This is a genomic window from Desulfoglaeba alkanexedens ALDC, from assembly GCF_005377625.1.
In the GTDB taxonomy this organism is placed as follows: Bacteria; Desulfobacterota; Syntrophobacteria; order Syntrophobacterales; family DSM-9756; genus Desulfoglaeba; species Desulfoglaeba alkanexedens.
Genome location: NZ_CP040098.1, coordinates 2,220,484 through 2,246,341 on the forward strand (window position 1 = coordinate 2,220,484; position 25,858 = coordinate 2,246,341).

Annotated in this window: 19 protein-coding genes and 1 pseudogene; 8 read left to right on the forward strand and 12 right to left on the reverse strand. The window is 60.6% G+C overall.

Annotation, left to right across the window (positions count from 1 at the left end; all coding sequences use genetic code 11):
* Nucleotides 1–3 precede the first annotated feature (3 nt).
* From FDQ92_RS10080 to FDQ92_RS10115, 8 genes are all read right to left on the reverse strand, one after another.
* Complete coding sequence (locus tag FDQ92_RS10080) at nt 4–627, reverse strand: archaemetzincin (protein ID WP_170180293.1); 624 nt, start codon at nt 625–627, stop codon at nt 4–6.
* On the reverse strand, nt 624–1,979 hold the full coding sequence (locus FDQ92_RS10085) for a sigma-54-dependent transcriptional regulator (RefSeq protein ID WP_137424680.1): 1,356 nt from the start codon (nt 1,977–1,979) through the stop codon (nt 624–626). Before FDQ92_RS10085 ends, FDQ92_RS10080 begins: the two co-directional genes overlap by 4 nt.
* A 42-nt stretch (nt 1,980–2,021) precedes the next feature.
* On the reverse strand, nt 2,022–3,554 hold the full coding sequence (locus FDQ92_RS10090) for an ATP-binding protein (RefSeq protein WP_137424682.1): 1,533 nt from the start codon (nt 3,552–3,554) through the stop codon (nt 2,022–2,024).
* 25 nt (nt 3,555–3,579) lie between these two features.
* Nucleotides 3,580–6,984, reverse strand: coding sequence for an NAD(P)-binding protein (locus tag FDQ92_RS10095; RefSeq protein WP_137424684.1), 3,405 nt, complete (start codon nt 6,982–6,984; stop codon nt 3,580–3,582).
* 136 nt (nt 6,985–7,120) lie between these two features.
* Complete coding sequence (locus tag FDQ92_RS10100) at nt 7,121–7,645, reverse strand: 4Fe-4S dicluster domain-containing protein (protein WP_137424686.1); 525 nt, start codon at nt 7,643–7,645, stop codon at nt 7,121–7,123.
* 34 nt (nt 7,646–7,679) lie between these two features.
* Nucleotides 7,680–9,767 carry a molybdopterin-dependent oxidoreductase gene (locus tag FDQ92_RS10105; RefSeq protein WP_137424688.1) on the reverse strand — a complete coding sequence of 696 codons (2,088 nt, stop codon included), beginning with the start codon at nt 9,765–9,767 and terminating at the stop codon, nt 7,680–7,682.
* Between the two features lie 85 nt (nt 9,768–9,852).
* Complete coding sequence (locus tag FDQ92_RS10110; RefSeq protein WP_170180294.1) at nt 9,853–10,218, reverse strand: response regulator; 366 nt, start codon at nt 10,216–10,218, stop codon at nt 9,853–9,855.
* Between the two features lie 677 nt (nt 10,219–10,895).
* The gene (locus FDQ92_RS10115) at nt 10,896–11,117 is read right to left on the reverse strand and encodes a hypothetical protein (protein WP_137424691.1); all 222 of its coding nucleotides are present in this window, start codon (nt 11,115–11,117) and stop codon (nt 10,896–10,898) included.
* 739 nt (nt 11,118–11,856) lie between these two features.
* On the opposite strand from FDQ92_RS10115, the pseudogene FDQ92_RS10125 reads away from it, so the two are divergent.
* From FDQ92_RS10125 to FDQ92_RS10145, 5 genes and pseudogenes are all read left to right on the forward strand, one after another.
* Nucleotides 11,857–12,912 (forward strand): annotated as a pseudogene (locus FDQ92_RS10125) (sulfite exporter TauE/SafE family protein); the annotation flags it as partial.
* 321 nt (nt 12,913–13,233) lie between these two features.
* Nucleotides 13,234–13,854 carry a hypothetical protein gene (locus FDQ92_RS10130; protein WP_211341241.1) on the forward strand — a complete coding sequence of 207 codons (621 nt, stop codon included), beginning with the start codon at nt 13,234–13,236 and terminating at the stop codon, nt 13,852–13,854.
* 28 nt (nt 13,855–13,882) lie between these two features.
* Nucleotides 13,883–14,263, forward strand: a complete 381-nt coding sequence (locus FDQ92_RS10135) for a response regulator (RefSeq protein WP_137424693.1) — start codon at nt 13,883–13,885, stop codon at nt 14,261–14,263.
* Nucleotides 14,260–16,818: a PEP/pyruvate-binding domain-containing protein gene (locus FDQ92_RS10140; RefSeq protein ID WP_137424695.1), complete on the forward strand. Its 2,559-nt coding sequence runs from the start codon at nt 14,260–14,262 to the stop codon at nt 16,816–16,818. Before FDQ92_RS10135 ends, FDQ92_RS10140 begins: the two co-directional genes overlap by 4 nt.
* The gene (locus FDQ92_RS10145; protein ID WP_137424697.1) at nt 16,815–17,939 is read left to right on the forward strand and encodes a protein-tyrosine phosphatase family protein; all 1,125 of its coding nucleotides are present in this window, start codon (nt 16,815–16,817) and stop codon (nt 17,937–17,939) included. The genes FDQ92_RS10140 and FDQ92_RS10145 overlap by 4 nt, the downstream gene beginning before the upstream one ends.
* Nucleotides 17,940–18,112: 173 nt before the next feature.
* On the opposite strand, the gene FDQ92_RS10150 is transcribed toward FDQ92_RS10145, so the two are convergent.
* A complete protein-coding gene (locus FDQ92_RS10150; protein ID WP_137424699.1) occupies nt 18,113–19,771 on the reverse strand; it encodes an acyl-CoA dehydrogenase family protein in 1,659 nt (552 codons plus the stop codon).
* A gap of 232 nt (nt 19,772–20,003) precedes the next feature.
* Entirely contained in the window at nt 20,004–21,290 is a 1,287-nt protein-coding gene (locus tag FDQ92_RS10155; RefSeq protein ID WP_137424701.1) for a J domain-containing protein, read from the reverse strand.
* A 228-nt stretch (nt 21,291–21,518) separates the two neighbouring features.
* Between FDQ92_RS10155 and FDQ92_RS10160 the strand changes: the two genes are divergently transcribed.
* The 3 genes from FDQ92_RS10160 to fliW all read left to right on the forward strand — a co-directional run bounded on the left by FDQ92_RS10160 (nt 21,519) and on the right by fliW (nt 23,295).
* The gene (locus FDQ92_RS10160; RefSeq protein ID WP_170180295.1) at nt 21,519–22,379 is read left to right on the forward strand and encodes an HDOD domain-containing protein; all 861 of its coding nucleotides are present in this window, start codon (nt 21,519–21,521) and stop codon (nt 22,377–22,379) included.
* A 194-nt stretch (nt 22,380–22,573) separates the two neighbouring features.
* Nucleotides 22,574–22,807, forward strand: a complete 234-nt coding sequence (gene csrA / locus FDQ92_RS10165) for a carbon storage regulator CsrA (RefSeq protein ID WP_137424705.1) — start codon at nt 22,574–22,576, stop codon at nt 22,805–22,807.
* Nucleotides 22,808–22,851: 44 nt separating this feature from the next.
* The gene (gene fliW / locus FDQ92_RS10170) at nt 22,852–23,295 is read left to right on the forward strand and encodes a flagellar assembly protein FliW (protein ID WP_137424707.1); all 444 of its coding nucleotides are present in this window, start codon (nt 22,852–22,854) and stop codon (nt 23,293–23,295) included.
* A gap of 264 nt (nt 23,296–23,559) precedes the next feature.
* On the opposite strand, the gene rho is transcribed toward fliW, so the two are convergent.
* The gene (gene rho / locus FDQ92_RS10175) at nt 23,560–24,807 is read right to left on the reverse strand and encodes a transcription termination factor Rho (RefSeq protein ID WP_137425796.1); all 1,248 of its coding nucleotides are present in this window, start codon (nt 24,805–24,807) and stop codon (nt 23,560–23,562) included.
* Between the two features lie 519 nt (nt 24,808–25,326).
* On the reverse strand, nt 25,327–25,527 hold the full coding sequence (locus FDQ92_RS10185; RefSeq protein ID WP_137424711.1) for a hypothetical protein: 201 nt from the start codon (nt 25,525–25,527) through the stop codon (nt 25,327–25,329).
* Between the last annotated feature and the right edge of the window lie 331 nt (nt 25,528–25,858).

The following is a 25,858-nucleotide window of genomic DNA, read 5'->3' on the forward strand; positions in this document are numbered from 1 at the left end:
GGTCTACCCGGTCAGGTTTTTCAGCATTTCCCGCCAGAGCCCCAGGCAGGAACGGCACAGGCGGAGCGGCACGGCGTCCAGGTGGGAGAGCTTGGTGACCGACTGCATGAGGCAGTCGGCATGGCGGCAATGGACGAGCCCGAAGGTGTGAAGGAGTTCATGGACGACGACCTTGGTGGCGCGTTCCATGAACACCTCTCGTTCCAGGTGGGTTCCGTCTTCCATGGTTTCCAGGCGATGGAGCGACACCACAGCGGCGCGGCCGGAAAGCTGAGCTTCGCCGTAGACATGGGTGAAGATGGGAAGGAACAAATCCTTTACGGTGATTCCTAGGATCCGGTAGCAGTCCTGGTGGGTTCCCGCCAGGTGTTCCAGGACTTTGGCCGCGTGGTGTTGGTTGCGAAGCGGATTGAAGGCGTCTTCCAGGATCTCCACGTCCGGCAGCACTTCTACAGGGAGGGCGAAAAATCCGGCGATGTTTTCCGCCAGTTCTCGGAGGATGCCGGCGCTGACGCGGCCGTAGGGGACGATCCCAACCTTTTTGTCGGAACGATCGCTCAAGGTCGTGTGTGGGTCGTTGCGTTCATGGGGTCGACAGGTGGAGTTTTCATGGCCGCAGAGCTTCACCCAGTCGCCGATTCGCTCAGCCCATAGAGCTTGATCTTTTTGTGAAGGGTCGACCGGTGGATGCCCAGGACTTCGGCGGCCTTGGAAATGTTGCCTCCCTGAGCCGCGAGTACCCGTTTGATGTGGTCGCGGACCACCTCGTCCAGGGTCTGATCGGCCGTTGGAACGGAAGCTTCGGCCCTCTGGAGGAAACCGAATTCTTCGACCCCCAGCCGGCGCTTGCGGCTCAGTACCACCGCTCTTTCCACGGCGTTTTGCAGTTCCCGGACGTTTCCCGGCCAGGGATACCGGCACAAGAAGACCACCGCTTCATGGCTGATGGCATCCACGGGCTTGTTGATTTCCCGGCTGAACCGCTGGAGGAAGTGCTGGGCCAGGAGGGGGATGTCCTCGGTGCGTTCCCGGAGGGGCGGCACATGAATGGAAATGACGTTCAATCGGTAATAGAGGTCGGAGCGGAAGGAACCTTCGGCGATTGCCTGCTTGAGATCCCGGTTGGTGGCGGCGATGATCCGGAAATCCGTTTCGATGGGTTTTTCACCGCCGACCCGATAAAATCGTTTTTCTTCCAGAACTCTGAGAAGATCCACTTGCATGCGCGCCGATATTTCGCCCACTTCGTCGAGAAAGAGGGTTCCTCCATGTGAAAGTTCCAGGCGGCCTTTGCGCATGTGTATCGCGCCGGTAAACGCACCCTTTTCGTGGCCGAAGAGTTCGCTTTCCAGAAGGTGCTCGGAAAAGGCGCCGCAGTTGACGGCGACGAAGGGCGCATCGCATCGAGGGCTCACGGCGTGAATGGCCTTGGCGACCATCTCCTTTCCCGTCCCCGTTTCGCCGGTGATGAGCACGGGGGAATCGGTCGGCGCTACGTCCCGGATCATGTTGAAGACGCGCTGCATGGCCGGGGACTGCCCCACCAGGTTTTCGAAGCGGACCATCCGGGAGACCTGCTCCCGTAGCATAATGTTTTCTTCGAGAAGTTCCTTGTACTGGGTGAGCCGGGTGACCAGGGGATCGAGCATGTCAGGGTCCAGGGGCTTGAGCAGGTAGTCGCTCGCTCCTTCCTTCATGGCTTCTACGGCCGATTCGATGGAGGCGTAGGCCGTCATCATGACCACAATGGTCGCCGGATAATTCTGCTTGATGTGCCGGAGCGCCTCCAGGCCGTCCATCCCCGGCATCATGATGTCGAGGAACACAAGGTCGTAGGGGTCTTCCTCCAGCACCTGGAGGGCTTCCTCGCCGGAGCCGACGCCTCGTGCCGCGTAGCCCGACTTTTGGAACCAGACCTTCAGCGATTCCTGGACGGCGTATTCGTCATCGACGATAAGGATGCTCGGCTGCCGCGTCATGGCGACTCCCGGAGGGTGGGGCAAGGTTGACGAATAGAGCACTCAATCGTGGGAGACGGGAAAGCTCACCCGGAAGCACGTGCCCTCGCCTTCCTTGCTTTCTACGTCAATTTCCCCATGGTGCTCCTTGATGATGCCGTAGACCACCGCTAGGCCAAGCCCCACGCCCTTGTCGTGGCTCTTGGTGGAAAAGAAAGGTTCAAAAATCCTGGATTTGAGTTCTTCCGGGATGCCGTGGCCTGTGTCCCGGACTTCTATGGTGACCCGGTGCTTTTCAGAGTCGAAGCGGGTCCGTAGGGTCAGCCTTCCGCCGCTCGGCATGGCTTCCATGGCGTTGAAGACGAGGTTCATGATGGTCTGCTGGATCTGATTGAGATCCCCCGAAACCGAGGGCACTCCCGGCTGAAAATCGGTTTCCAGGGCGATTTTCTGTAGTTCCATTTTGTGCTTCAACAGGAGCACGATCCGTTCCATGACGTCGTTGACCTGGACGGGACGCCGCACGATGGGCCGATGTCGGGAAAAGCTCAAAAGATTGGTCACGATGTCGCCGCAGCGTTTTGATTCGTTGGCGACCAATTCCAGGAAGCCTTCCATCTCTTTGAGTTCTTCCCTTCCCATGCCGCCTTCCGCCCGCTTCACCATCCGCAGCATCACCTTGGAAAAGGTGTGGATGGCGGCGATGGGGTTGTTGATTTCGTGAACGGCGCTCGCCACCAGTTTACCCAGGGCGATCATCTTGTCTTCGTTCACCAGGCGCGCCAGGTCTTCTTTGATCTTCCGTGTTTTTTCTTCCACCTGCTGCTGGAGCGTGGAACTGATGTCCCGCCAGATTTCGACCACCAGTTCCACGTCCCCGGCATCTCCGGTAAGGGGGTAGGCCATGACGTCGTAGTAATGGGTCTCGGTTTCGCTTCCGTGGTGCTCGTGGAGGGCGTGGGCCGACTCCTTTTTGAGAATCGCTTCGCGAAGGGGGCAGGCGTGTTCCGGCCCGCCGCAGACCTCCGGGCTCCGGTGGCTCACTTCATGGCATTTTCGCCCGATCACCTGCGCGCGGTCGAGCCCCACCGACTGCAGGAGGGCGTCGTTGGCGTCCACGATCGTGCGGTCGGGGCGGATCACCATGATGGGGTCCCGTACTACGCTGAAGATTTTCTGAAGTGCGTTTCGGGCGAAGCTGATTTCCCGTTCACGGTCCTGGAGGGTGGCTTCCATGCAGAGCAGATCTTCGCAGATCCGCGACATGGGAAGATCGATGACGCGCAGTTCCCGGGGCTTTCGCTGCAACAGGTCTTGCAGCAGCTGCGGGTTTCCGGTGAGTTCGATGACCAGGTCGAGTTCCGGAAGATCGAAGAAATCCGTATAGTCTTGCGTGGTGAAAATCCCCTTTTCCTTGGCCAGCCGGTAGCCGGGGGCGTCGGGGTTGATATCCGCCACGGCCACCACCTCGCCTCGAAGGTGCGTCAGCTGGCCTTCTTCAAGGAGGTTCAGGATGCGCCGGCATCGGTTTCCACCGCCGATGATGGCGATCTTGAGGGGCTTTTCGGTGGTGACGAGGGTTTTTTCTTCCGCCATGGTTCGCTTCCAAAGGGCTCAAGCATCAGAGCTTCACGAACAGTTCGGCTCGCTTGGCCCGCGCGCATTTCGGGCAGAGTTTTCGAAACACCGATTTCTCCATCACCTGGTCGCTGCGGCTGGTGACGTATTCCAGGTACCGATCGGGAACGAAGGCGCCGCCGCACGACGCGCATCGAATGACGGGAAGCCTGTTGAGGACCGTTCCGCAAAGCCGTATCTCACGTTTTTCGTTGTCTTCAATGCATTCAATGGCCCCGGTGGGACAGACCAGTGCACAGGCTCCGCAGGCGATGCAGCGCTCGGCCACCCGGGGATAGTCGGTGAGGATCCGTTCCGTGGTGCTGATGGGGGAAAACTGGAGGGCGTGCACCTTCATCTGGTCTCGGCAGACCCGTTCGCAGGCGCCGCAGCGGATGCAGACATCGCAGCGTAGGCACCGCATGGCTTCTTGACGGGCCTGTTCTTCATTGTAGCCCAGTTCCACCGGGTTGAAATTTCGGCGTCGCTCTTCGGCGGGAACCAGCGGCATGGTGGGTCGGCGCGCGGTGACCTTTTCCTCCGCGGAAATCGGTGCGAACGGTACCCTGTCGCGGCGGTGAGCGCGAAAGATGGGCGGCGGGCCGCTCCTTCCGGAAAGCATGTAGTCGATGTCGAGAGCCGCCTGTTTGCCGGCCGCAATGGCTTCCACCACCGTGGCGGGTCCGGTCACCGCGTCGCCGCCCGCAAAGATGTCCGCCACGTTGGTGCAGGTGGTGTACGGATCCGTGACGATGAGGTTGCGCGCGGTCACCTGGACGGGGATCGCTTCGCCGAAGTGAGTCAGGTCCGGCTGCTGGCCGATGGCGGTGATCACCGCGTCCACCTCGATCTTGAATTCGCTTCCCGCCACCGGGATGGGGCGTCTCCGGCCGCTGGCGTCCGGCTTCCCCAGCCGTGCCTTCAGGCATTCCAAGTAGGTCACCCGCCCGTCCTCGCCGCCCACTCTGAGGGGAACGGCCAGAAAATGGAACCGGACGCCCTCTTCCATGGCCTGGGCGATTTCTTCATGGTGCGCCGGCATCTGGTCCCGGGTTCGGCGGTAGGCCACGTGCACTTCCCGGCATCCCAGGCGGACGCTGGTTCGAGCCGCGTCCATGGCCGCGTTTCCGCCACCCACCACCACGACCCTGTCACCGGGTCTTCGGCGGTCGCCCAGGTTCACTTCGCGCAGGAAGGCGATGGCGTCGTAGACCTGGGGGAAGTCGGTCTCGCCTTCAATCTTCAGCTTGTAGCCTTGGTGCGCTCCGATTCCCAGAAAGAACGCCTCGAAGCCGTCTTCCCGCAGTTCGTCGATGGTGACATCCCGGCCCACGGTGATCCCCGTCCGGATTTCCACACCCAGCGCGAGGATCATTGCGATTTCCTTCTCCACCACTTTTCGCGGCAGCCGATATTCCGGGATGCCGGTCATGAGCAGGCCGCCGGGGATGGGCAGGGCTTCGAAGATGGTCACGCCGTAGCCCATGAGGGCCAGATAATGGGCGGCGGCCAGGCCGGCCGGGCCGGAGCCGACGACGGCCACCTTTCGGCCTTGAGAAGGAGCGGGCTGGTGCGGCCTGTAGGCCCCAGCCTCTTCCGCCCGTTCCGCCACGTAGGCCTTGAGGTACTTGATATTGATGGGATCGTCCAGGTTAGCCCGCACGCAGGCCCGCTCACACGGGTGCGGGCAGATGAGCCCGCACACCCAGGGGAACGGGTTGTCCAAGCGGATGATTTCCAGGGCCTCCTTGAACCGTCCTTGGGCCAAGTGAGCCAGGTAGCTCGGAATGTCGATGCTTGTGGGGCACGCCATCTGGCACGGAGCCGGAAGCAGTTTCGGGCAGACCCGGGCCAGGCAATGGCGGTTTTCCGTGTGCATCCGGTATTCGGTGGAGAAAAACTGAAGGGACGTCCAAACCGGGTTAACCGCTTCCCTGCCGAAGACACAGTCGGCCTGTTTCTTCAAAGTCTCGCAGGCCGCCCGCAGCCGCTCCAGGGTTCGAGCGTCGCCTCGGCCGTCTATCACGGCGTCGAGGAGGTCACGGATTTCGCAAAGCGCTCTATAACAGGTCGGGCAGTGGGCTCCAGGCTGATTCAGGACGTAGCTCAGGTCTTTTCGGACCTTGGAAACGATACAGGTGCGCTCATCCAGCACTTCGATGGTTCCCACCGCCATGGCACCGCCCAGTTCGCGGATGGTTGCGTGGTCCAGCGGCAGTTGGATCATTTCATAAGGAAACAGGCCGCCCAGGGGACCGCCGGCTTGGAAGGCCTTGGGTTTTCGTCCCGGCTGAAGACCGCCTCCCACCGTTTCCACCGCGTCGAAAACCGAGGCGGTAAGGGGCATTTCGGCGAAACCGGGGTTCCTCAGGGGGCCGCTCAGCCGGAAGATCCGGGTCACCCCGTTCGACGGGGTTCCCGGCGAACCGAACCCGTAGAGGGCTTGCTGGGCGATGACCGGAAGAACCGCCAACGTTTCCACACTGTGGCACAGGAATTTCCCTGAAGCGATTTTTCGCCGGTCGGCGTCGGCGAGGGACGATTGGAGAAATGCTCGAACGAGCGCCTCGTCTTCCAACAGGAACGCCTTTTCGGTGGAGATCACCCGAAAGGTTTCGGGAAGGACTTCACGGGGAAAGGTGATCTCGGATTCTTGGAGATCGGTCCAGGCGTGTTCGAGCCGTTCCCGGGCCAGGTGGGCTCGAGCGGGAACCAGGACCACCACATGGCGGGCCTTGACCAGAGCAGCGGCGAGAATGGCGCCTTCGATCAGCTGGTGCGGGCAGCCTTCAACGAGAAGTAGGTCGCCGGTGACCGTCGTGGCCGGAAGACATCCCTGGACGACAAGGGTCGAAAAGGCTCCGGAATGGCGCGCCTCCCGCCAGACGGGCGCCAGGGGACGGCCGTCCAGTCGGCTCACGTCGAGGATGCCGGCGTTTTTCACGCGGTCCAAGAGAGCGTCGAACCCTTCGCGAACGAAATGGTCCACGCCCGCGTAGCCGTCCTGGTCCAGGTATTCCTGGAGCGATGTCGGGTCCAGGGTTCCCACGAACTGGGTCACGACGATCTTTTGGGGCTCGTAGAAGCTGCGGAACGGTTTCCCTGCGAGCCATTCTTCGAGGGGCCGGGCCTCCCGCAGGTGCCGCTCAATGATCTTGGGCACCATGTCCGGGGTCACGAGCTGGTAGAGCGCCGCGACCGGTCCCTGGCGCACGGTGAGCATGACGTCTTTCCCTTCGATGCCTCGCCATCCCACCAGGCGCACCCGGACAGGGGCCAGTTGATCGTGGCCGTGTTCCTTGACTGACCGCAGCAGCGCCTCTCGAACGGCCAGCACTTCGTCCAGCGGTTTTCCGGGAAAGGTGGCGATGTCGATGACGAGCGGGGTGTTGGACGACGGTTCGGACATCAATGCAGGCTCCCTTTCACTGAATACGGCCCGGATTCAAGGTGTCCAGACCCTTCCGGGGCGAAGGGAAGGGTCTGGCGGCTGGAGGAGGGGGGGCGCCGTGCCGAAGCGGCGGATTCCGGGCACACGCGCCGGATCAGCGGCTGCTCGCGAGGGTTTCCAGTTCAAAGGCGACGTTCCTGGCAAAGCGCTGACGCCTTTCGGTGTCCAACTGGTCGGCCCTGCCGAAGTGAAGGCAGTGAGTGACGCACTTGGTGACGCACGCCGGCTCCAACCCCTGGTCGATCCGGTCCATGCAGTAGTCGCATTTGACCACCTTTCCGGTTTCCGGGTTCCACTGGGGAGCGCCCCACGGGCAGGCCGTGATGCAGCTCTTGCACCCCACGCACAGAGACGATTCCACGTAGACAATACCATCTTTCGGGCGTTTCCGCATGGCGCCGGTGGGGCAGACGGGCACACACCACGGATCTTCACAATGAAAACACGACATGAAGACGAAGGCCATCCGAGGCAGGCCGTTCACCATCTTCGGGCCGACGGTCATGATCTGGCAGAGCCGCGGCCCAACGGGGAGACCGTTCTTGATCTTGCAGGCAACCTCGCAACTCAGGCATCCGATGCACTTTTTCGGGTCTTGCAGCAGGTAATACTGACTCATGGATTCCTCCAATGTCCGTCTGGCATTTCATGGGCTAAGCGGGGCGAACGGTGACAAAGGTGTGGTCCAGCGCGGGGCTCCCACCCACGGGGTCCGAAATGTTTTCCACAAGCACGGTGTCGCTGGCACCCTTGCCGCAGGCCCGCGTCTGGGCGGGCACGGTTTTTCCGAAGCCGTGCAGCATGAAAACCGCCTCGGGGTGGATCGCGTCGGTCACCTTGGCTTTGAGGGTCGATGCAGCCACGGGGGACCGGACTTCCACCTTCTGCCCGTCTTTCACGCCCAGCTTCGCCGCCGCGGCGGAGTGAATCCACAGTTCGTTTTCGGGCACCAGCTCGTTGAGGTAGAGGTTGTTCTGGGTGGACACATGGGTGTGGGCCGCACAGCGCCCCACCATCAGTCGAAACGTTCCTTCGGCCGGCCGCTCCACCGGCTGGTAAGGTTCGAAGGAAGGAAACCCGGCCTTTTCCATGAGCGAACTCACCAGTTCGATCTTTCCGGAAGGCGTCTTGAACTTGATCCCGTCTTTGCGGTCCCAGAAGATCTGGGAATCGGTGAGCGCCACGAAGCCCTTCTTGGCGAAATCCTCGAGAGTCACTCCCATGTCTTTGAGCTGAAAGTTCCAGATGTCCTCGATGGTTTCGTAAGGAAAGTACCGGCCGACTCCCAGTCGGCCGGCCAGCTCTTTGAGGATCATCCAGGCCGGCTTCGTGTCGTAACGAGGGGAAACCGCCTGGCAACGGATGAAAAGTTGCGGCTTCAGCCCGGAGGCCATCTGGATGGAATCGGCCCGTTCTAGGTAGATGGATTCGGGAAGGATCACGTCAGAATACCAGGCGATTTCGCTGAAATTGACCTCGATGGTCACAATGAGGTCCAGCTTGTCCAGGGCCTTTCGAACGGTGTTGGCGTCCGGAAGGGACTGAAGCGGTTCGAAACGGTTGACGATGAGCGCCTTGATGGGATAGGGATCTTCGTTCAAAATGGCGTGGGCGAGCGTTTGCGGGTTCCCGTGATTGCTGTCGGCAATGGGGAACTTGTCGCCGCCTGAACCGTCGAAGCGTGGAGCCGACGGCTTGGGAAGTCCTTCCTGCTGATTGTATTTTCCGAGGTCGCCGCGTCCCGCGGCCTTGGCGCCTTTCTTAAAAAAGAGGCCGCCTTTGGCTTCGATGCTTCCCATCAATGCGTTCAGGATCACGATGGAACGTCTCAGGTGGATTTCGTTGGGGTGATGCGCGCCCCGGTAGCCGTAGTGGAAGACGACGGCTGGTTTGACTTCGGAGGCTTCCCGAGCCAGCGTCACGATTTCCGAAGCGGGGATGCCCGTCTCTTTTTCGGCCCATTCCGGCGTGTATGGTTCGACGAACGCCTGCAGTTCATTCAGCCCCGTGACCCAACGGCGGACGTAGTCCGTGTCGAAGAGCCGTTCCTTCAAAATGGTATGGATGAGGGCGTAATTGAGAGCGAGGTCGGTGCCCGGGCGGATCATCCAGTAACGATCCGCCTTGGTGGCTGTGATGCTCACCCGGGGATCGATGTAGGTCATTTTGGCGCCCTTTTCCATGGCGCTGAGCAGCATGTTGATGGACTTGATTTCGAGCGATTCGAAAATGTTCCGGCCGTAGAGAACAATGTAGCGGGTGTTGCCGTAGTCGATCCCCACCTCGGTGTCCGTATAGCCGGTGAGGCTCCGAAACGCCGTGTTCACCGAACCCTTGCAGAGTGCGTCGTGGGTGAAATGGTTGGGCGACCCGATGGCCCGCGTGAAGGTCTTGCTGATGTGGGTGTTGAGATTGGTCCGTTCGCCGAAGACCACGCTCTGGCCGCCGTACTGTTTGAGGATGGCCTGAAGCTTTTCGGCAACGTAATCCAGGGCTTCGTCCCAGGTAGCGCGGCGCCACTGGCCGGAACCTCGAGGGCCCGTCCGGATCATGGGGTACTGCGGGCGCTCGTGGTCGTTCAGCAGCGCCACCCCGGCGGAACCCTTCGCGCACAGCGCGCCCTCAATGCCCGGAACGTGTGGATTGCCTTCGATCCAGGTCACGTCGTCGTTTTCCACCTGGACCCGGATGGGGCAGCGAACCGTGCACATGAAGCAAATACTGTAAACGTCCTTACTCATCGTCCGTCCTTTCGTCCTGCGGTGAAGGCTTTCGGTGACCCTGGGAGGCGGATGCCGCCCGGATCGTCCTCCCTATTTTCCCCAACTAAAGGATGAGCCCCAAAGCCTTGCTCACCCGCTCTTCGAGTTCATGAATCTCGATGGGCTTGACCAGATAGTCTTCGATGCCCAGGTCCAAGGCCTTTTTCACGGTGTCCACCGAGGGATACCCCGTGATCATGATCACCTTGATATCCGGTTGCCGCTTCCGGATCATTTCCAAAACACTGATGCCGTCCACGTGCTGAAGCTTGATGTCCAAGAGTACCAGGTCCACCGGGTTCCCTTCCAGCCACTTCAGGGCCGGATCATGATCCGTAAAGACATGGGTTTCGTGGCCCAGGGCGGTGAGGACCCGCCGAATAAGTGTGCAGACGTCCCGTTCGTCGTCGATTACGAGGATGGTGGCCATTTCGAGTCCCCAATCCGTCTGGCAAGAGTTCGATACTTTTCGGAAATCAACCAGGGGAGCGATAAGCAAATTCCATACCATCCAACGCGAACGCGCTGCGCATGCCGTGCGGCGGTATAGTTTCCTAGAATCATGCACGCACTTCGGCCGTCAGCAGGCGCATTTGTTTCCACCGAACCTCGGCCGCCTGCCGTTTCAGACGGGGTTCCTGCCGATTTCCCGGCAAAATCCGGCCGGAACCCGCCTCGTTGTCCGCCGTCGGTCCTATGCAGCGACAACATCCCCCGGAGCTTCCGTCGAGAGGTGTCTTCGGGTGCCATAGAGAACTTGCACTTCTGTCGACGGAAAGGGATTTCAGTGGCCCCCGAGACGTGCCGAATGGAAGCGCGGCCGAACAGATGATCCAACTAAGGCCGGAGGTAGTGACGCCGGGACGGGGCGATCCAAAAGCGATCGGCGCGAGGGGGAGCGGTGGCCTTCGCCCGGATGCAGTAAACAAATGGCGGTGCCAACATATTGTGGCAGTTCGGGAGGCGACGGAGGCGTCGTGGCCATGGGGGAAGGGGTGGGGTGAGAAAATTAACGTATGTCAATCAGTTACATTCCCCTCCCCTTAATCCCCTCCCACAAGGGGAGGGGAAATAGAAGTTGGCATCAAATATTAGGTCCATTATTTTCTACACTACCAAAGTTTTGGTTTCCTTCCGGAAGCCTGTTCGAAAATAGGTTTCACCGCCCTTTGGAGGAGCCGGCTTGCCGGCGATCAGGATCGCGGCCAAGGGCGCCGCTCCTACAAAGGGTTCGCATCGCGGCCGAGGCGGCTCCAGCAAGGGATCCGGGTCGCTATTTTTTTTTTTTTTTTTTTTTTTTTTTTTTTTTTTTTTTTTTTTTTTTTTCATTGTCGGACATGCTCTCAGCGTGAGAGGGTGTTGAGGGGCCTCTTGGGTTGTCGGTGCGGGACCTGTGGGGTTTCGTCCAGCTGGCATGGCGCTTGCTCACGCTTGCGGTTGCTTTAAAGGGTTGCTTTAAGGGTTGCTTTTGTTCCATCCTTTCGTGCAGCTGCCTTCCTGCCGACGGGGTCGGCGGGCGGGATGGTTATCGATGGAAGGAGAGGGGGTGAGCAGGGAGAGCGCAACAGGTTGGAGCTGTTTCATCCGCATTATTCCATTCACTGGGAGGGCCCGGATTTTCGGGTCCGGAAACCATCCATTTCGGGAGGAGTTCATGAAATCAAAGGCGAAATGCTTGTCATGGGTGATGTTGTCGATCTTCCTGGGTTTCGCGCTGACGTCGGTTACCACGGGCTGGGCCCAGAGCCAGTCGGAGACTACAGAAATGGCTCCTACTGAAGCGGCACCTACGGAAGCGGCACCTACGGAAGCGGTTCCTGCGGAAGCGGTTCCTACGGAAGCGGCACCTACGGAAGCGGTTCCTGCGGAAGCAGCTTCTACGGAAGCGGCACCTACTGAAGCGGCACCTACGGAAGCGGCACCTACGGAAGCGGCACCTACGGAAGCGGCACCTACGGAAGCGGTTCCTACGGAAGCGGCACCTACGGAAGCGGTTCCTGCGGAAGAGGCTTCTACGGAAGCGGCTCCTGCGCCGGCGCCGGCGGCTCCCAAGGCGGTTCCCAAGTCCCTGAGCGAAGCCATCGACCAGGGGCTTGAAGAGGGTTTTCTAAAGGCTGAGGATCCCAAGGGTTACTTGGGGATTCCCGGAGCGCCGTCTCCAAGCTGGATCCTGGCGTTCCTGTGGGCGGTCTGGGTAGGCTGGATTTTTTCCACCGTGGGGGCCTTCGGCGGCATCATGGCCGGTGTGGGCCACCTGACCGTTTTCGGCCTCGGCGACTACGCCAGGAGTTTCAAGGACACCTCTCCTTTCTTGAACAAGCTGATTACGGACAGCATCCGGGTATCCAACCAGTTCCTGGTTGGACTGAGCGCGGTGCTTTCGACCTTCAATTATTGGAAGATGGGTCGGATTGTGCTGCCTCTCGGCATCGCCCTGGGATTGGGGGCGATCGTGGGCGCCACAGTCATTCCGTGGCTCACCGCCGGTAAGATCAAGCTCAGCCAGTACCAGGGCTACTTCGGGATCGTCGTTTTCATTATAGGCGGCTTCCTGATCTACGAAATGACCCCACGGGGTCAGGCGGGCAAGAAGGCGGCCAGGGAGGCGGCCCAGGCCTTCGAAAAGAGTATCAAAGAAAAGAAAAGCGATGCAGAGCTGGCGGCCAGCGGCGTGCGACTCGTCAAATTCAGCGCGACCCGGATCATCTTCACGTTCTTCGGCACCGAATTCTCTTTCAACCCGTGGCTTGCCATCGCCGGCGGCCTCATTATTTCGGCCATCGCGTCGTTTATCGGTGTCGGCGGCGGCTTCCTCTACGTGCCGTACCTGACCAGCGTCGTCGGTCTTCCCATGTACATCGTGGCCGGGACGTCCGCCCTTGCCACTCTGCTTTCGATGATCACCAGCATCATCAACTACCTTTTCGCGGGTGCCCTGGTGAGCTGGGGGTTGGTGGGAACGGAACTGGTGGGCATCGTTGTGGGGTCCATGATCGGTCCGCGGACGTCCAAGTACATCCCGGAGAAGGGTCTGAAATGGCTCTTCATTATTCTCGCCTTTTACGTTGGCCTGCGCTACTTCTCGAAGGGCTTCTTCGGGACGAGCTGGGTGCCGCCGTACTAGGCGGGGCGAAAATACGCGCCGAGTCCCCAGGAACCTGTCCGAGTACAGGTTTCAGAACCCTTTTGGTGGAGCCGGTTTGCGGCGACCCCGGTCGCGGCCAAGGTCCGCTCCACCAAGGGATCCGATCGCCGGCTTTTCATGGTCGGACAGGCTCCCGGCACCCCCTCTGCGAGCCGGTGGGGACCTTGCTTTCAGATGCAGCACCCGCAGGGGGGCGGGGGGTTCCGCCTGAATCGCCCCGTCAGTCAGGAAAACAACAGGGCGGGCGCCTTCACGGGCCCGCCGTTTCCTTAACGGATAACGGTTTCAAGGGGTTCGGCCATGTCCCTTTACCAGCAATTGGATCCTGTGCTCATCGCGTTCTACCGCATGACGGGAATCCCCATCGTGGACTACCTGCTCGGGACGTTTCTGCTCGCCCTGGCCACGGTGGTGCTGGGAGAATTCACGCTGTCCTGGGTGCTACGGCTGAACCGGCCGCACCTGGAAAAGCTTGAAGGCGAAATCTCCCGAAATCACGACCTTTCCATCCAGGCGCTCAGAGAAAAGGACAAGACTGGTTTCAGACTAATGAACCGAGAGGCCAACGACGCCTTCGGCCGGTATTTCTTCACTATGGTCGCCTATTCGGCGGGCGTGCTCTGGCCGGCCCCTTTCGCCCTGGCCTGGATGCAGATCCGCTTCACAGGTGTGGCGTTCGAATTCGTCCACCCGCTTTCCCGGGTTCTGCCGCCCGCGAACTACGTGACCACGTTCATTCTCGTCTACATCCTCGCTCGGATTCTGTTCAAGAACCTCCGTCGTCATCTGCCGTATTTTAGGGGCGTTCAAAAGATGCTGGACGAGCAGGCGGCCGCCGCATCGAGGAGCCGTTCCCGATCGGCGGGAGCGCCCGCCGAAGCCGAAGATGGGTTTTGCGTGAACTCTTTCCAGAAGCCTTGATGTGCGATAGGGTGAAAAGCAAACGATCATGGCGCACGTGCTCGTACTGGACGATATGCCCGACGCGGTGGAACTCGTCGCCAAGGTGCTTCGAAAAATGGGCCACGAAGTCTCTGGGTTCACACGGGAACAGGAGGCCATCGATCATGCCCGGTCGCAGCCGGTGGACCTGGCCATTCTGGACATAAAGTTGAAGGTGATGAGCGGGATCGAGGTGCTGCGGGAGATCAAGAAGATTCGACCCGAAACCCAGGTCATGATGCTGACGGGGTATCCCACCTTGGAATCCGCCCGCGAGGCGGTTGAGCTGGGAGCCGCGGACTTCAGTGTGAAGCCCATCGAGATCGACGAGTTGGAAAAGAAGGTATCCACTATCCTGAACCGGCCGGCTCCGCGGGACGATTCATGAAGTGGTGGGCCCGAATCAAGGATGCCGCCCTCAAGGTCTTCATTCCGGACCGCCTCATCCGAACCAAGTACGAAGCGTTCAAATCCCTCTTGGAACACGATTACCTCTGCCACGAACTGCTGGCTCAACTGGAAACCTGGTACCATGAACGGCGCCTGATAGATGTGCAGGGGGTACTGAGCCGTTACCGGGTGCTTCATGGCGCCTTGGCGGCCATGATCGGCCGCCTCCAGGATATGGCGCCCGGCCGCTACGGTCCGCTCACCGAGAGGCTCCGGGAAATCGACGAGAGGCTCCGCCCGCATCGGGTGGTTCCGCGTGTGGCGGATCCTTCCGCCCCGTTCTGCCTGCCGCTCCAAGACATCCCGGCAGAGAACCTCTTGCGTTGGGCGGGTGGAAAGGCGGCGCATCTTGCCCGGGCGCGCCGGGAACTCGGCTTGCCCGTTCCCTCGGGGTTTGTGGCCACGACGCGCGCTTTCGATGCCTTTCTCGCGGTCAGCGGTCTCCGGCGGACCATCGATGAACGGCTGGCGGAACTGGATATAGAAGACTCAAGGGCCGTGCGGGAAACCGCCGGATTTCTGGTATCGCAGGTGGCCGCGGCACCACTGCCTGCCGAAATGGAACGCGCTCTGGACGCCTGCTTCCGCAAGGTCTTTGGCGGGCGATCCGATGTGCCGGTTTTCTGCCGGAGCAGCGCCGTGGGCGAAGACGAGGCCCTTTCCTTTGCCGGCCAGTACGAATCCGTACCTCAAGTGAGTCGAGACCGGCTGCCCGCGGCCGTCCGACGGGTCTATGCCAGCAAATACGCGGAAAAGGCTCTGGTCTACCGCGTGACGAACGGGCTGGCGGACGCGGAAACCCCCATGGCCGTTCTGGTCCAGGAAATGATCGATGCCCGGGCCGGCGGAGTGGCCTATTCACGGAACCCGCTACAGCCGGATGTCGAAGAGATCGCCGTTTACGCGGTCTGGGGCCAGGGAGACATCCTGGTGAGCGGGGCTGTGGTACCTCACGTGTTTACCGTGTCCAGGGAAAAGTCCCAGGTCGTTCGGCTAAAATCCGGGCGCCAGGCTTCAAAGCACGTCGTCTCTGCGGAAGGAGGCCTTCGCGAGGAGCCTCTCACGGCCGAAGAAGCCGGTCTGCCGCCCATCGGGGAAAAACATGCCCTGACGCTTGCCCGCTGGCTGCTCCAGTTGGAAGAGCTCTTCGAGCACCCCCAGGATATTGAATGGTGCCTGGACGGTGAAGGGAACCTTCGGCTGCTCCAAAGTCGGCCGCTTCAGCTGCGCGCCTGGCGCCCGCCCGCCTGTAATCCGGAGGTCCTGGAGGAAGCTGTCGAGACGGTTCTTTCGGGAGGGGAAACGGCGGCGTCCGGGGTGGGCTCCGGTCCGGTGGCCCTGATCCGGTCTCCCGAGGAAGTGTCCGAAGTTCCGGAAGGAGCCGTTCTGGTCACGCCCGCCCTCCATTCCCGGCTGGCAGCCATTGCGGGAAGGCTCCACGGCGTCGTCGCCGAAACGGGTTCGGTGGCCGGCCATTTCGCCTCGGTGGCCAGGGAATGGCGAATCCCGGTCCTGGTTGATGTCTCCGGTGCGATGAAATCCCTCGCGCCCGGTACCGTGGTGACCGTAGACGCCTATCGCCGGAAGGTCTATCGGGGACGGGTGGATGCCCTGCTGGACTGCGAGTGCCATCCGCGCCATCGGTTGGATGACATGCCTTTCTGGAAAAGGTTCCGGGGCCTCTTGGACGGGATTTCACCGCTCAATCTGGTGGATCCCGGGGCTGCCGACTTTTCTATCCAGGGCTGCCGGACCTTTCACGATCTCATGCGGTTTGTGCACGAAAAGGCACTCCAAGAGATGTTTGAGTTGGGCGGGGCACGATGGGGTCGTTTTCGCGGGGCCCGGAAACTCGCCGCATCCATTCCCCTGGTCGTGTGGGTGCTCGATCTCGACGGAGGGCTGGAGGACGAAACCAGGGCTTCCCAAGTCATTGAACCCGGACGCGTGAAGAATCCCGCCTTCCGGGCTCTGTGGAAGGGCCTGTCCGACCCCGTCGTGGTCTGGCCGGAAGGTCTGCGGCCGCTGGACTGGAACGCTCTCGACCGAGTGAGCGGAGGGATCGTCGACTTCGAATCGCAGACCCTCAACAGCTTCGTTGCGGTCTCGTCGGACTACCTCAACCTGAACTTCCGATTCGGTTACCATTTCGTCGTGCTTGACGTTCTCTGCGGCGAAACGGCCGAAAGGAATTACGCGGCCTTGAGTTTCCAAGGAGGTGGTGCCGGCTACCGGGGGCGGCGTTTTCGGGTTCTCTTCGTCCGAGGCGTTCTTTCTAGGTACGGGTTTGAGGCGACCGTCCAGGGCGACAATCTCCGAGCCCGTTTGCAGCAGGTTTCCCGCCCGCAGCTGCTGGAGGTCCTCGAAACCGTCGGGCGCTTGCTCGGGGTCACCCGCCTGCTGGACATGGAAATGGAAACGGAAGGGGCCGTCGAAGCTCACGTCGCCGCCTTTCTCGAAAGAGAAGCCGCCAAGGCCGGGAAGAGGCCATGATCGCTTACCATCTCAATTGGATCACCGATCAGCTTGCCGTGGGGCATGCTCCCATGTCCTACGCGGAGTTGGATTCTCTGCGGGAGCAGGGCATCGACGCCCTCGTGAACCTTTGCGGCGAGTACTGTGACCTCCATGAAATCGAAAAGCGCGCGGGTTTCGACGTCTACTACCTCCCCGTGACCGACAATGAAGCGCCCCGCCTGGAAGAGCTCGAAAAGGCCCTCGACTGGCTGGACGAAGCCATTTACCTGGGGAAGAAGGTCCTGATTCACTGCCGTTTCGGTGTCGGCAGGACGGGAACCTTCGTAACCGCCTATCTGCTGAGGCGCGGGTTCGGCCTCAAGCTGGCCAAGCAGACGCTCAAGAACCTTCGTTCGGCGCCGGCGAGCTTCAACCAGTGGTGGCTGCTGAGGAAGTACGGCCGAAAAGAAGGGACGCTGACCCTGCGCGAACCCACCCTGGAAATGAGTCACTTGGTGGACCTTTCCACGTTCTTTTCCGAGTATGAAGAGATCCTGTACGAGGCGGACCGGTCCTTCCTGGACTGGTCCGCGGAAGTCCCCCGGCTGGAAAGCTGCGGGCTCGGAACCGATGCCTGCTGCGGGCGGTTTCTACAGCTCCAGTTTATCGAAACGGTCTACCTCAACCACCAACTGAACCGCCGGCTCACCAGCGAAGAACGGCGGGAGACGATCCGCCGTGGGGTGGAAGCCGGTCAACGGTATAGGGGTTCCCGGATGCCGGACGGCGATCCGGGCGGTGCGGATGAGCGCTACCGCTGCCCGTTGAGCGTGGACCGGCTCTGCATCCTCTACGAGTACCGGCCGCTGGTCTGCCGGATTTACGGCATCCCGGTGGTCTACCAAGGCCGCATCTGCTGGTGGGCGATCGAGCCGGAAAAGGCGTCCGAAGAGCTGCGGCCGTTCGATCTGGACCTGGCATCGCGGAAGCTCAACGCCCTTTCCCGCCGGCTGTTCCACGCCTTGACCGCCCTGCCGCTCGAAGACCGCAGCCTGATCTTTCCCGTCACCCACGTGGTGTCCGGAAAGTTCGTGGAAGACTACTTCGAGTTCCTCCTCCATACAGGCGCGAAAAGGAGTTCGTCCGGCCGCGCCTAGGAGGCTGTCCGAGAACACAGAATCAACCCTTTGGGGCAACACAATTCCCCTCGTTGCCAAGCTCTGGCGTGGGAACGGCCTCATGGGAATCGAAGCTGGAGCTTCTGCACAGTTGTGTTCCCAAGCTGGAGCTTGGGAACAAGGTGGAAAAATCGGCATTCTCGGACGAGCTCCTAGGGGACCTCGCGGCGTACCACTTCCAGCACCCCGGGAACCTTCCGTTCACGACTCGAATCTAAAAACCTTCGGTTGGCTCGCCGAATTTCCCTGGCTTCGGCAACTAGAGCCTCCAGCAGGATCCGGTGTTCTTCACGAAGGGCACCCCGTTCCGCGTCGGGTAGCAGGCGCGCAACGGCGGCAAGCAGGGCGTAGGCGGTCACGCTGAGATGCGTGATACGCCGGAGCAGAAATTCCTGCCGGGGCATATTCTTTCTGTGCCACAGCGAGCCGGCCAGGAGAAGCCACCGGATGGATCGGGCGTTGGCTTTCGCAAGCCGAAGAGCTTTCTTCAGGCTTCGATCGGGGGGTTTCAGGGGCCACTGCATCCGCCGGGTGAGTTGCTTCCAGTAGAACTTGAGGACGGCGAACCGTCCTTGTCTTGTCGCATCCAATCTTCGACTCATGCGCCGGAGAGCGAACAGCGGCGGGTAGATGGAATGAATTTCCGTGGTCCCTTCGAAGATGGTTGTCACGCGAAAGTCGCGCATCCTTTTCTCATAGGGCTGTGTCGCCAGGTAGCCCGAGCCGCCTGAGACCTGGAGGGCGTCGTAAAGGGCGTCCCACGCGCGGGTGGTCCCGAAAAGCTTGCAGTGGGACGTTTCGATGGCCACGTTTCGATGCGGATCCTGTTCCAGGAGGGAGGCGGTGAGGGTGTTCATGGCGTCACTGGCGAAGGCGTGGACCCGGGCTCTTGCGATCTTTTCCTGGATGAGCGGGAAGTCTTCGATGGGGACTCCAAACTGGAAGCGTGACCGGGCGCGGCGGGACATGTCTTCCACGGCCTGCTCCATGTGTCCCACGGACGCGGCTCCCAACCCCAGGCGCCCGAAGTTGAGGATGGTCATGGCGATCTTGAAGCCGTCTCCCGGTCGGCCCAAGAGGTTCTCCCGGGGCACCCGCACGTCCTTGAACTGGATGGCGGCAGTCGAGCTGGCCTTCAGCCCCATTTTGGGCATATCTTCGCCGATTTTCACGCCTTCCCAGGATGTTTCCACGATGAACGCGCCCATGTGCCCGGGGTTGGCGGGGTCCAGCTGGGCGAATACGGTGAGGCCGCCCGCGTAGTTGGCGTTGGTGATATAGGTTTTCTGGCCGTTCAGAACGTAGTGGGTTTCATCTTGGGAAAGGGCGGCCTGCGTTTCGATGTGTTTGGCGTCCGACCCGACCCTGGGTTCGGTCAGGGCGTAGGAAAAGATCATCTCTCCGGACGCCGCGGGAACCAGGTACTTGCGCTTCTGTTCCTCTGTGCCGAACAGATGGATGCCCTTGATGCCGATGGATAGATGGGCGATGGAGACCAGGGCCACCGAAAGGTCGGTCTTGGACAGTTCCTTGATGGTTTCGAGATATTCAAAGAGGTTCAGCCCCATGCCCCCGTAGCTTTCGGGGATGGAGAGGCCGAAAAGCCCCAGGTCGGCCATTTTCCTGAGCATTTCTCGAGGTACGCGGCCGCGCGCCTCGAGAGCCTGTGGCGGGTATTCCTTGAGCAGGCCCTCATAGCCTTCGGTCACCCGGCGGATCTTTTCCCGGTCGGCCACCACCTCCAGCGAACGCAACACCTGTTCGTCGAGTACTCCCTGGTAGGTCTTTTCCATGAATCCAGTATCTGGCATGGCGATCCTTTCCACGTTTTGTGAAGTATTGCAGCCAATACATCTCAGGCAGGTCCCGCCGAAAGGCCGGACATGTCATGGCGAGGCGGCGGTCTGATGGCGGCCGAAACCGGCTCGCTTACAACGAACCCTAACGGGATCGACGGGTCGCCGTTGATGTGACGCTGCAAGACGGCCTGTGGCTAAGATTACTCCAGTCCCGCGCCGGAAAGCGTCTCCCCGTGAACCGACTTCAGGATTCGGGGTTTTCCTTTCGGGTCAGCGTCTCCGGGGGAACGAATTTAAGGTTGCCGGAAGGGTCGTTCACCCAGCTCACTTTCCCGTCTCTGAAAAGGACATCCGAAAACCGGTAGAACCAGATGTTTCCCCGGATGCTGCTCGGCGTGCCCTGGACCGCTAGGACCTGATCCTTGGTGGAACCGATGGTGAAAGCGTTTTCCCCGGCCTGCGGCGGGGATGCGGGAAGCATGCGAATCTTCAGGTTCCCAAAGTAGTTGTCGAAGGATGCGACGCGGCCGTCGACAAAGTGGACCTCGCTGAAGCCGTAGAACCAGTGGTTCCCTTCAACCCGGGTGGGGGTGCCCTGGACTCGAAGGACCTCGTCCTGGGTCGCCCCCGGCGAGAAAAAAGACGCTTCCTCGACGTCCGGTGACGCAGCCGGGGGAGAGAGCATGACCTTCAGTCGCCCGTCGAAGTTGTTGTAACCGATCACCACGCCGTCCCGGAAGCGGATGTCGGACAGGCCGTACAGCCAGACGTTTCCCTGTACCTTGTCCGGGGGGCCTTGGACCGCCAGAACCTGTTTTTCCGAAGACCCCAAGGAAAACGCATCGCGACGGACCGCTCCCGTGGATGAGGGCTGACGCCGCGAAGGAGGCGGCAATGCCACGTCTTCCAGGCCGACCGGTTCGTGAGGAGGCCTCATCGTTTCCAACGCCTTAGCGTGAGGCCCTTCCCGCGGAAGCGACGGCGCCGATCCCGGCACACCGCCCGAAGGCGTCGTGTTGCGCCCTGGAACGGGGGTGTCCGGCGTTTGGGTCCAAGGCCCGGTAAGAAGCGTAAGAAGGACCAGCGCGGCGAGGGCTCCGGCCCACGGGTGTCCGCGGGCGGACGCCAAGGCCTTCCACCCGCGTTCCCTCGCACGCCCGAAAGGCGATGCGGATCTTCGGCGGGACGGTCGGGTCGAGCTTGCTTCCTTCGAACGCTGTCCGCGCGCGGCCTCGGAGGCCCTTGGGGTCCCCCCCGAAGCTTCAGCAGACCGCGCTCCGGAACGCACGGCGGGCCTTTCCTCCGGCAACTCGTCTTGAATGCGGACGTAGGCTTCGGTGATCCGTTTGAACCGGTTTTCGGCTTCGATCCGTTCGTATTCGGGGAAGTTGTGGAAACGATCCGGATGCCATTGTTTGGCCAATCGCCGGTAAGCCCGCTTGGCATCTTCCCGGGTGGCTCCGGGTTCCAGGTCGAGGATCCGGTAATCTTCGGGCGTAGTGGACTTTTGGGATGTCGGTCTGACCGGCATAGGCCCCCGGAACGTCTTTCTGGAATGATTTTCCCTGCCGTTGACCGGTTGGATGAACCGGTCGAACTATAGCCGCTGTAAAAAAGAGGTTCAAGCTTTTCGCCGCTCTTCCCGATAGGATGAGCAAACATGCGCTTCCTGAAGCGTTCCGGCGGGAAGGCGCCGGAAGGCTTCATGTGCCTTGAAGGAACGCGGGCCATGCGAAATCGATGGTTGAGGAGAACGGTCATGTCGAGTTCCCAAATGGCGGTGCCCCTGGATGAGATCATGCATTCGGCCGAACATCTGCCGCCGTTTCCCAACGTTGTCCAGAAGGTGATGCCGCTGCTCAAGAGAATGGCGCCGGTGGAAGAAATCGAAGCCGTCATTCGGTTCGATCCCGCCATCGCCGCACGGGTGATCGCTTTGAGCCGTTCTCCCTTCTACGCCAGGCGCGCCAGCGTCCATTCGCTGCGAGACGCCATCATATCGCTGGGACAGCGGCAGCTGGTGCAGGTCATCTTGGCCGCCTGCGCCGCGCGCTTTCAGACGGACGACATGGAAAGCTATGACCTCCGGGCCGGCGAACTCTGGGAACACGCGGTGGCGACGGCCATCATGGCGGACAGACTGGCGGAGGAACTGAGGCATGAGGAGCGGTTGACCCTCTATACCGCCGGGCTTCTCCACGACATCGGAAAGACCATCCTGAATCATCGGATGAAGGACTACTTCGATGCCATCTTCTCCGCCGTCCGGCAGGAACGGATGCATTTTCTCGAAGCCGAGCGTCGTGTGCTCGGGATCGATCATCAGGAATTGGGAGCGGTCATCTGCCGCAGGTGGCGGTTTCCGGAAAGGGTGGTCGCGGGCATCGGGTATCACCACCGCCCGAGCGATGCGGGTAGGCACCGGGACGTGGCTTCCATCCTTTATGCGGCGAACCGAATGGTCTGTGCCATGGGCATCGGGGCCGGAGTGGACGGGTTCCTCAATCCCAACGAGGACAAGGTCTTCGATGCGCTGCGAATCTCGGGGCGGATGATCGACCGGCTCATGGCCGAGGTGTTCGCCATTCTGGACGAAACCCGCCAGTTCCTGGCTTCGTGAAAAGGCTTTTTTCTTGAGCCCCCTTCTGCTACGTTTCGACAAAAAGAGAATGCGCGCGGGAGTCGCTTTCCGTAACGGGTGGACCGGCGACGTCGACCCAGAGGGTCCGGACGTTGCGTGGCCGTTGTACCTTAAACCGCGTGTTGCCGCTTCTCTGCAGCATTTGTCGTTTCGACCGGGAGCAAAGGGGACTCATGCTGATCCTGACCCGCAAGGTGGGCGAGTCGATCCGAATCGGGGACGATATCGAGGTGATGGTGACGGCCGTGGACCAGAACAAGGTCCGGCTGGGTATCCGAAGTCCTCGGCACATTCCGGTTTTCCGAGAGGAGATTTACCGGAAGATCCAGGAAGAAAACCGAGAGGCGGTGGGGCTCGAAGCCGGCGACCTGGATGAAATGCTCTCGCAATACGCCGAAAGGAAATAACTCGTGTCGACCCGTTCGGTTCGGGTTTTATCAGGGCGGTGCTGATGCAGATTCAAACTTCGCGATTCGGCCTCCTGAATCTGGAAGAAACCACCTTCATCTGTTTTCCGTGGGGTATCCCAGGGTTCGAAAACTTGAAGCGGTACGTCCTGCTGCAACATCGCGACGGCCCTTTCCAATGGCTCCAGGCGGTGGACGATCCCGATGTGGCTTTCGTGGTCTGTCCACCGGAAGTGGTGGGCGTCCTATACCGGATCGGTTCGGACCAGGGAAAGCCCATCCGCGTGGAAAAGGCGGAGGATCTGGCCGTCTTCGTACTTGTCTCCTTCGATCGGGCGGGCAAGAACATCCGCGCTCACCTGCGGAGTCCACTCCTGGTGAATGCCGCGACGCGGGAAGGGTACCAGTGGATCCTCGATGCCGAAGACCTGCCCAAGGTCACCGTACCGGCGCCTCAGAAAGAACCCGGAAAAACTTCCACCCCGTGAAGCCGAGATTGCCCGGTGCGGCGGTCGCCAACCGCCTCCAGGTCGCTCCAGGGCGCCCGCCCGTTTTAGCGGTGGAAGCCGGGTCCATCCCAACGTCGATGTCCACCCGTTCGAACGGTGCCTTGCCGGGTCGCTGTAGGAGCCGGCTTGCCGGCGATCAGGGTCAATGGAGCATTCCCGATTTGACGGGTCGCGGGCAAGCCCGCTCCTACAGGAACAAGGTACCTCAGGCCCGACTTTCATGAACTTGTTTTTGGACAAGCTCTACCGGTTCATGGACCCCAAAAAGTCGGCATTGTCCTTGGTGCCCTGCATCTTGTCCAGCAGGAATTCCATGGCGTCCACGGGATTCAGGGGTGAAAGCAACTTTCGGAGAATCCAGATGCGGTTCAGGTCCTCGGGAGGCAGCAGCAGTTCCTCCTTGCGTGTTCCGGAACGGTTGATGTCGATGGCCGGGAAGATGCGGCGGTCGGCGAGCTTGCGGTCCAGCTGGATTTCCAGGTTGCCCGTGCCCTTGAATTCTTCGAAGATCACTTCGTCCATACGGCTTCCGGTCTCGATAAGCGCCGTGGCGATGATGGTGAGACTCCCGCCTTGTTCGATGTTGCGCGCCGCTCCGAAAAAGCGCTTCGGCCGGTGAAGGGCGTTGGAATCCAGCCCGCCCGAAAGGATTTTGCCGCTGGGAGGCACCACGGTGTTATAGGCGCGGGCGAGGCGCGTGATGCTGTCGAGGAGGATCACCACGTCGCGCTTGTGTTCCACCAGGCGTTTCGCCTTCTCGATCACCATTTCAGCCACCTGGACGTGCCGCTGTGCCGGTTCGTCGAACGTGGAACTTACCACCTCGGCCCGCACGTTCCGCTGCATGTCGGTGACTTCTTCCGGGCGTTCATCGATGAGCAGCACGATCAGGTAGGCGTTCTTGTGATTGATGGAAACGGCGTTGGCGATGTTCTGAAGGAGCATGGTCTTGCCGGTGCGGGGCGGAGCCACGATGAGGCCACGCTGGCCGAAGCCGATGGGCGTGAGAAGATCCATGACCCGGGTCGAAAAGTTGTCGGACCGGGTTTCGAGCACGATGCGCCGGTCGGGGTAAATGGGGGTCAGGTTGTCGAAGAGAATCTTGTCTCGCGCCACTTCCGGTTCTTCGAAATTGACGGCTTCCACCTTGAGGAGGGCGAAGTAGCGTTCGTTATCCTTGGGCGGGCGGATCTGCCCGGAGACGGTATCGCCCGTTCGGAGGTTGAACCGGCGGATCTGAGAGGGGGAGACGTAGATGTCGTCGGGGCCGGGAAGGTAGTTATAATCCTGGGTCCTGAGAAATCCGAACCCGTCGGGCAGGATTTCCAGCACTCCTTCTCCGTAGATGAAGCCGCTCATTTCGGCCTGGGCCTGCAGCAGGGCGAAGATGAGTTCCTGCTTGCGCATGGAACTGGCCCCCTCGATCTGCAGGGCCCTTGCCATGGTGAGGAGCTCCTTGATGTTTTTCTTCTTCAGTTCGACCAGGTTCATCTCGTCCCGGTAGCGCTCCCGGATATCGACTTCCTGGTTCGATTTGCCCTGTGAAGCCGGTACACCGGCCGTCTGGTGATTGCTTTCGGTCATGATGCTCGTTCCTCAAAATGTGGTGTGTTGGGGCTCTCGCCATCGGGACGTCCGCGGATGGAGGAGCTCACGGGTAACATTTCAATCACGATGGGGCTCAGGCGCGGCGACCTGCTCGGCCTCGCGCGAACCGACTTCCTCTGTGGCCGCCATCGCCTGCAGCCCTGGGTTAGCGCCCCTTGAGAATTCTCTCGTATTCGTCATGTGTGCCCACCCAAACCCATATGAAGTCCTCACCGTCCTCAACAGCCAACGCTCTATGGGCCTGATCCACTCTTGCTGACCACAGTTCACCGATCTTCTTGAATTGCAACGAAGGATGGCTTGAATTTTCCTTCAGGAGCTTGAAGTTCTTGTCAGCGAGTTTCCGGGTTTCGCCAGGCAAGCCATGATAGCAGCGCCAAAAACGTTCTGTCGTTCGGTGTTTTACAGATCCATCAGCTTGTTTTGCTTCTTGGCATCAAGGGCTTCTTTGAACAGAAAGTCGAGTTTGCCTGTTCTCACGTCTTCAATGATCTGCCTATCCCACCTTGCCCAGTCTCTCTCCAAAAACCAATGACGAAACTGACGGTACTCTTCGTCTGTTAGACTGGAGATCGTCTTTTCTAGTTCCTCTAGGCCTGCCATTCTCTCCACCTCTCTGGTTCGTCTGGTATTATGTCAATCCTTGCTTCGATGACCAAGGATAACCTGTTGAGGGTTGGCCTGCCATGATCTTTCGAAGTGACACAACCAACCGCGAAAGCTTTCTCACGCGGGCGCTTGGGCACAGCGCTGATCAGGGGCAAACCTTCTGGATTCCGGCTCCCGGATCGGGGTCCGGGAGCCGGAATCCAGTCCCGGACTGGGAAAATGAGCTCCCACATTTGGGTGCAGATCTTTTGCTTCTTGTTCCCAAGCTCCAGCTTGGGAACACAACTGTGCAGAAGCTCCAGCTTCGGTGAGGCCGTTCCCAAGC

Coding starts and splice junctions, on each gene's coding strand:
- FDQ92_RS10110 (WP_170180294.1), bottom strand. CDS start 10,218: ATGGCCACCATCCTCGTAATCGACGACGAACGGGACGTCTGCACACTT.
- FDQ92_RS10150 (WP_137424699.1), bottom strand. CDS start 19,771: ATGCCAGATACTGGATTCATGGAAAAGACCTACCAGGGAGTACTCGAC.
- FDQ92_RS10130 (WP_211341241.1), top strand. CDS start 13,234: ATGTCCCTTTACCAGCAATTGGATCCTGTGCTCATCGCGTTCTACCGC.
- FDQ92_RS10155 (WP_137424701.1), bottom strand. CDS start 21,290: ATGCCGGTCAGACCGACATCCCAAAAGTCCACTACGCCCGAAGATTAC.
- FDQ92_RS10090 (WP_137424682.1), bottom strand. CDS start 3,554: ATGGCGGAAGAAAAAACCCTCGTCACCACCGAAAAGCCCCTCAAGATC.
- FDQ92_RS10115 (WP_137424691.1), bottom strand. CDS start 11,117: ATGAAAAAAAAAAAAAAAAAAAAAAAAAAAAAAAAAAAAAAAAAAAAA.
- FDQ92_RS10185 (WP_137424711.1), bottom strand. CDS start 25,527: ATGGCAGGCCTAGAGGAACTAGAAAAGACGATCTCCAGTCTAACAGAC.
- FDQ92_RS10160 (WP_170180295.1), top strand. CDS start 21,519: ATGTCGAGTTCCCAAATGGCGGTGCCCCTGGATGAGATCATGCATTCG.
- FDQ92_RS10145 (WP_137424697.1), top strand. CDS start 16,815: ATGATCGCTTACCATCTCAATTGGATCACCGATCAGCTTGCCGTGGGG.
- csrA (WP_137424705.1), top strand. CDS start 22,574: ATGCTGATCCTGACCCGCAAGGTGGGCGAGTCGATCCGAATCGGGGAC.
- fliW (WP_137424707.1), top strand. CDS start 22,852: ATGCAGATTCAAACTTCGCGATTCGGCCTCCTGAATCTGGAAGAAACC.
- FDQ92_RS10140 (WP_137424695.1), top strand. CDS start 14,260: ATGAAGTGGTGGGCCCGAATCAAGGATGCCGCCCTCAAGGTCTTCATT.
- FDQ92_RS10085 (WP_137424680.1), bottom strand. CDS start 1,979: ATGACGCGGCAGCCGAGCATCCTTATCGTCGATGACGAATACGCCGTC.
- FDQ92_RS10105 (WP_137424688.1), bottom strand. CDS start 9,767: ATGAGTAAGGACGTTTACAGTATTTGCTTCATGTGCACGGTTCGCTGC.
- FDQ92_RS10100 (WP_137424686.1), bottom strand. CDS start 7,645: ATGAGTCAGTATTACCTGCTGCAAGACCCGAAAAAGTGCATCGGATGC.
- FDQ92_RS10135 (WP_137424693.1), top strand. CDS start 13,883: ATGGCGCACGTGCTCGTACTGGACGATATGCCCGACGCGGTGGAACTC.
- FDQ92_RS10095 (WP_137424684.1), bottom strand. CDS start 6,984: ATGTCCGAACCGTCGTCCAACACCCCGCTCGTCATCGACATCGCCACC.
- rho (WP_137425796.1), bottom strand. CDS start 24,807: ATGAACCTGGTCGAACTGAAGAAGAAAAACATCAAGGAGCTCCTCACC.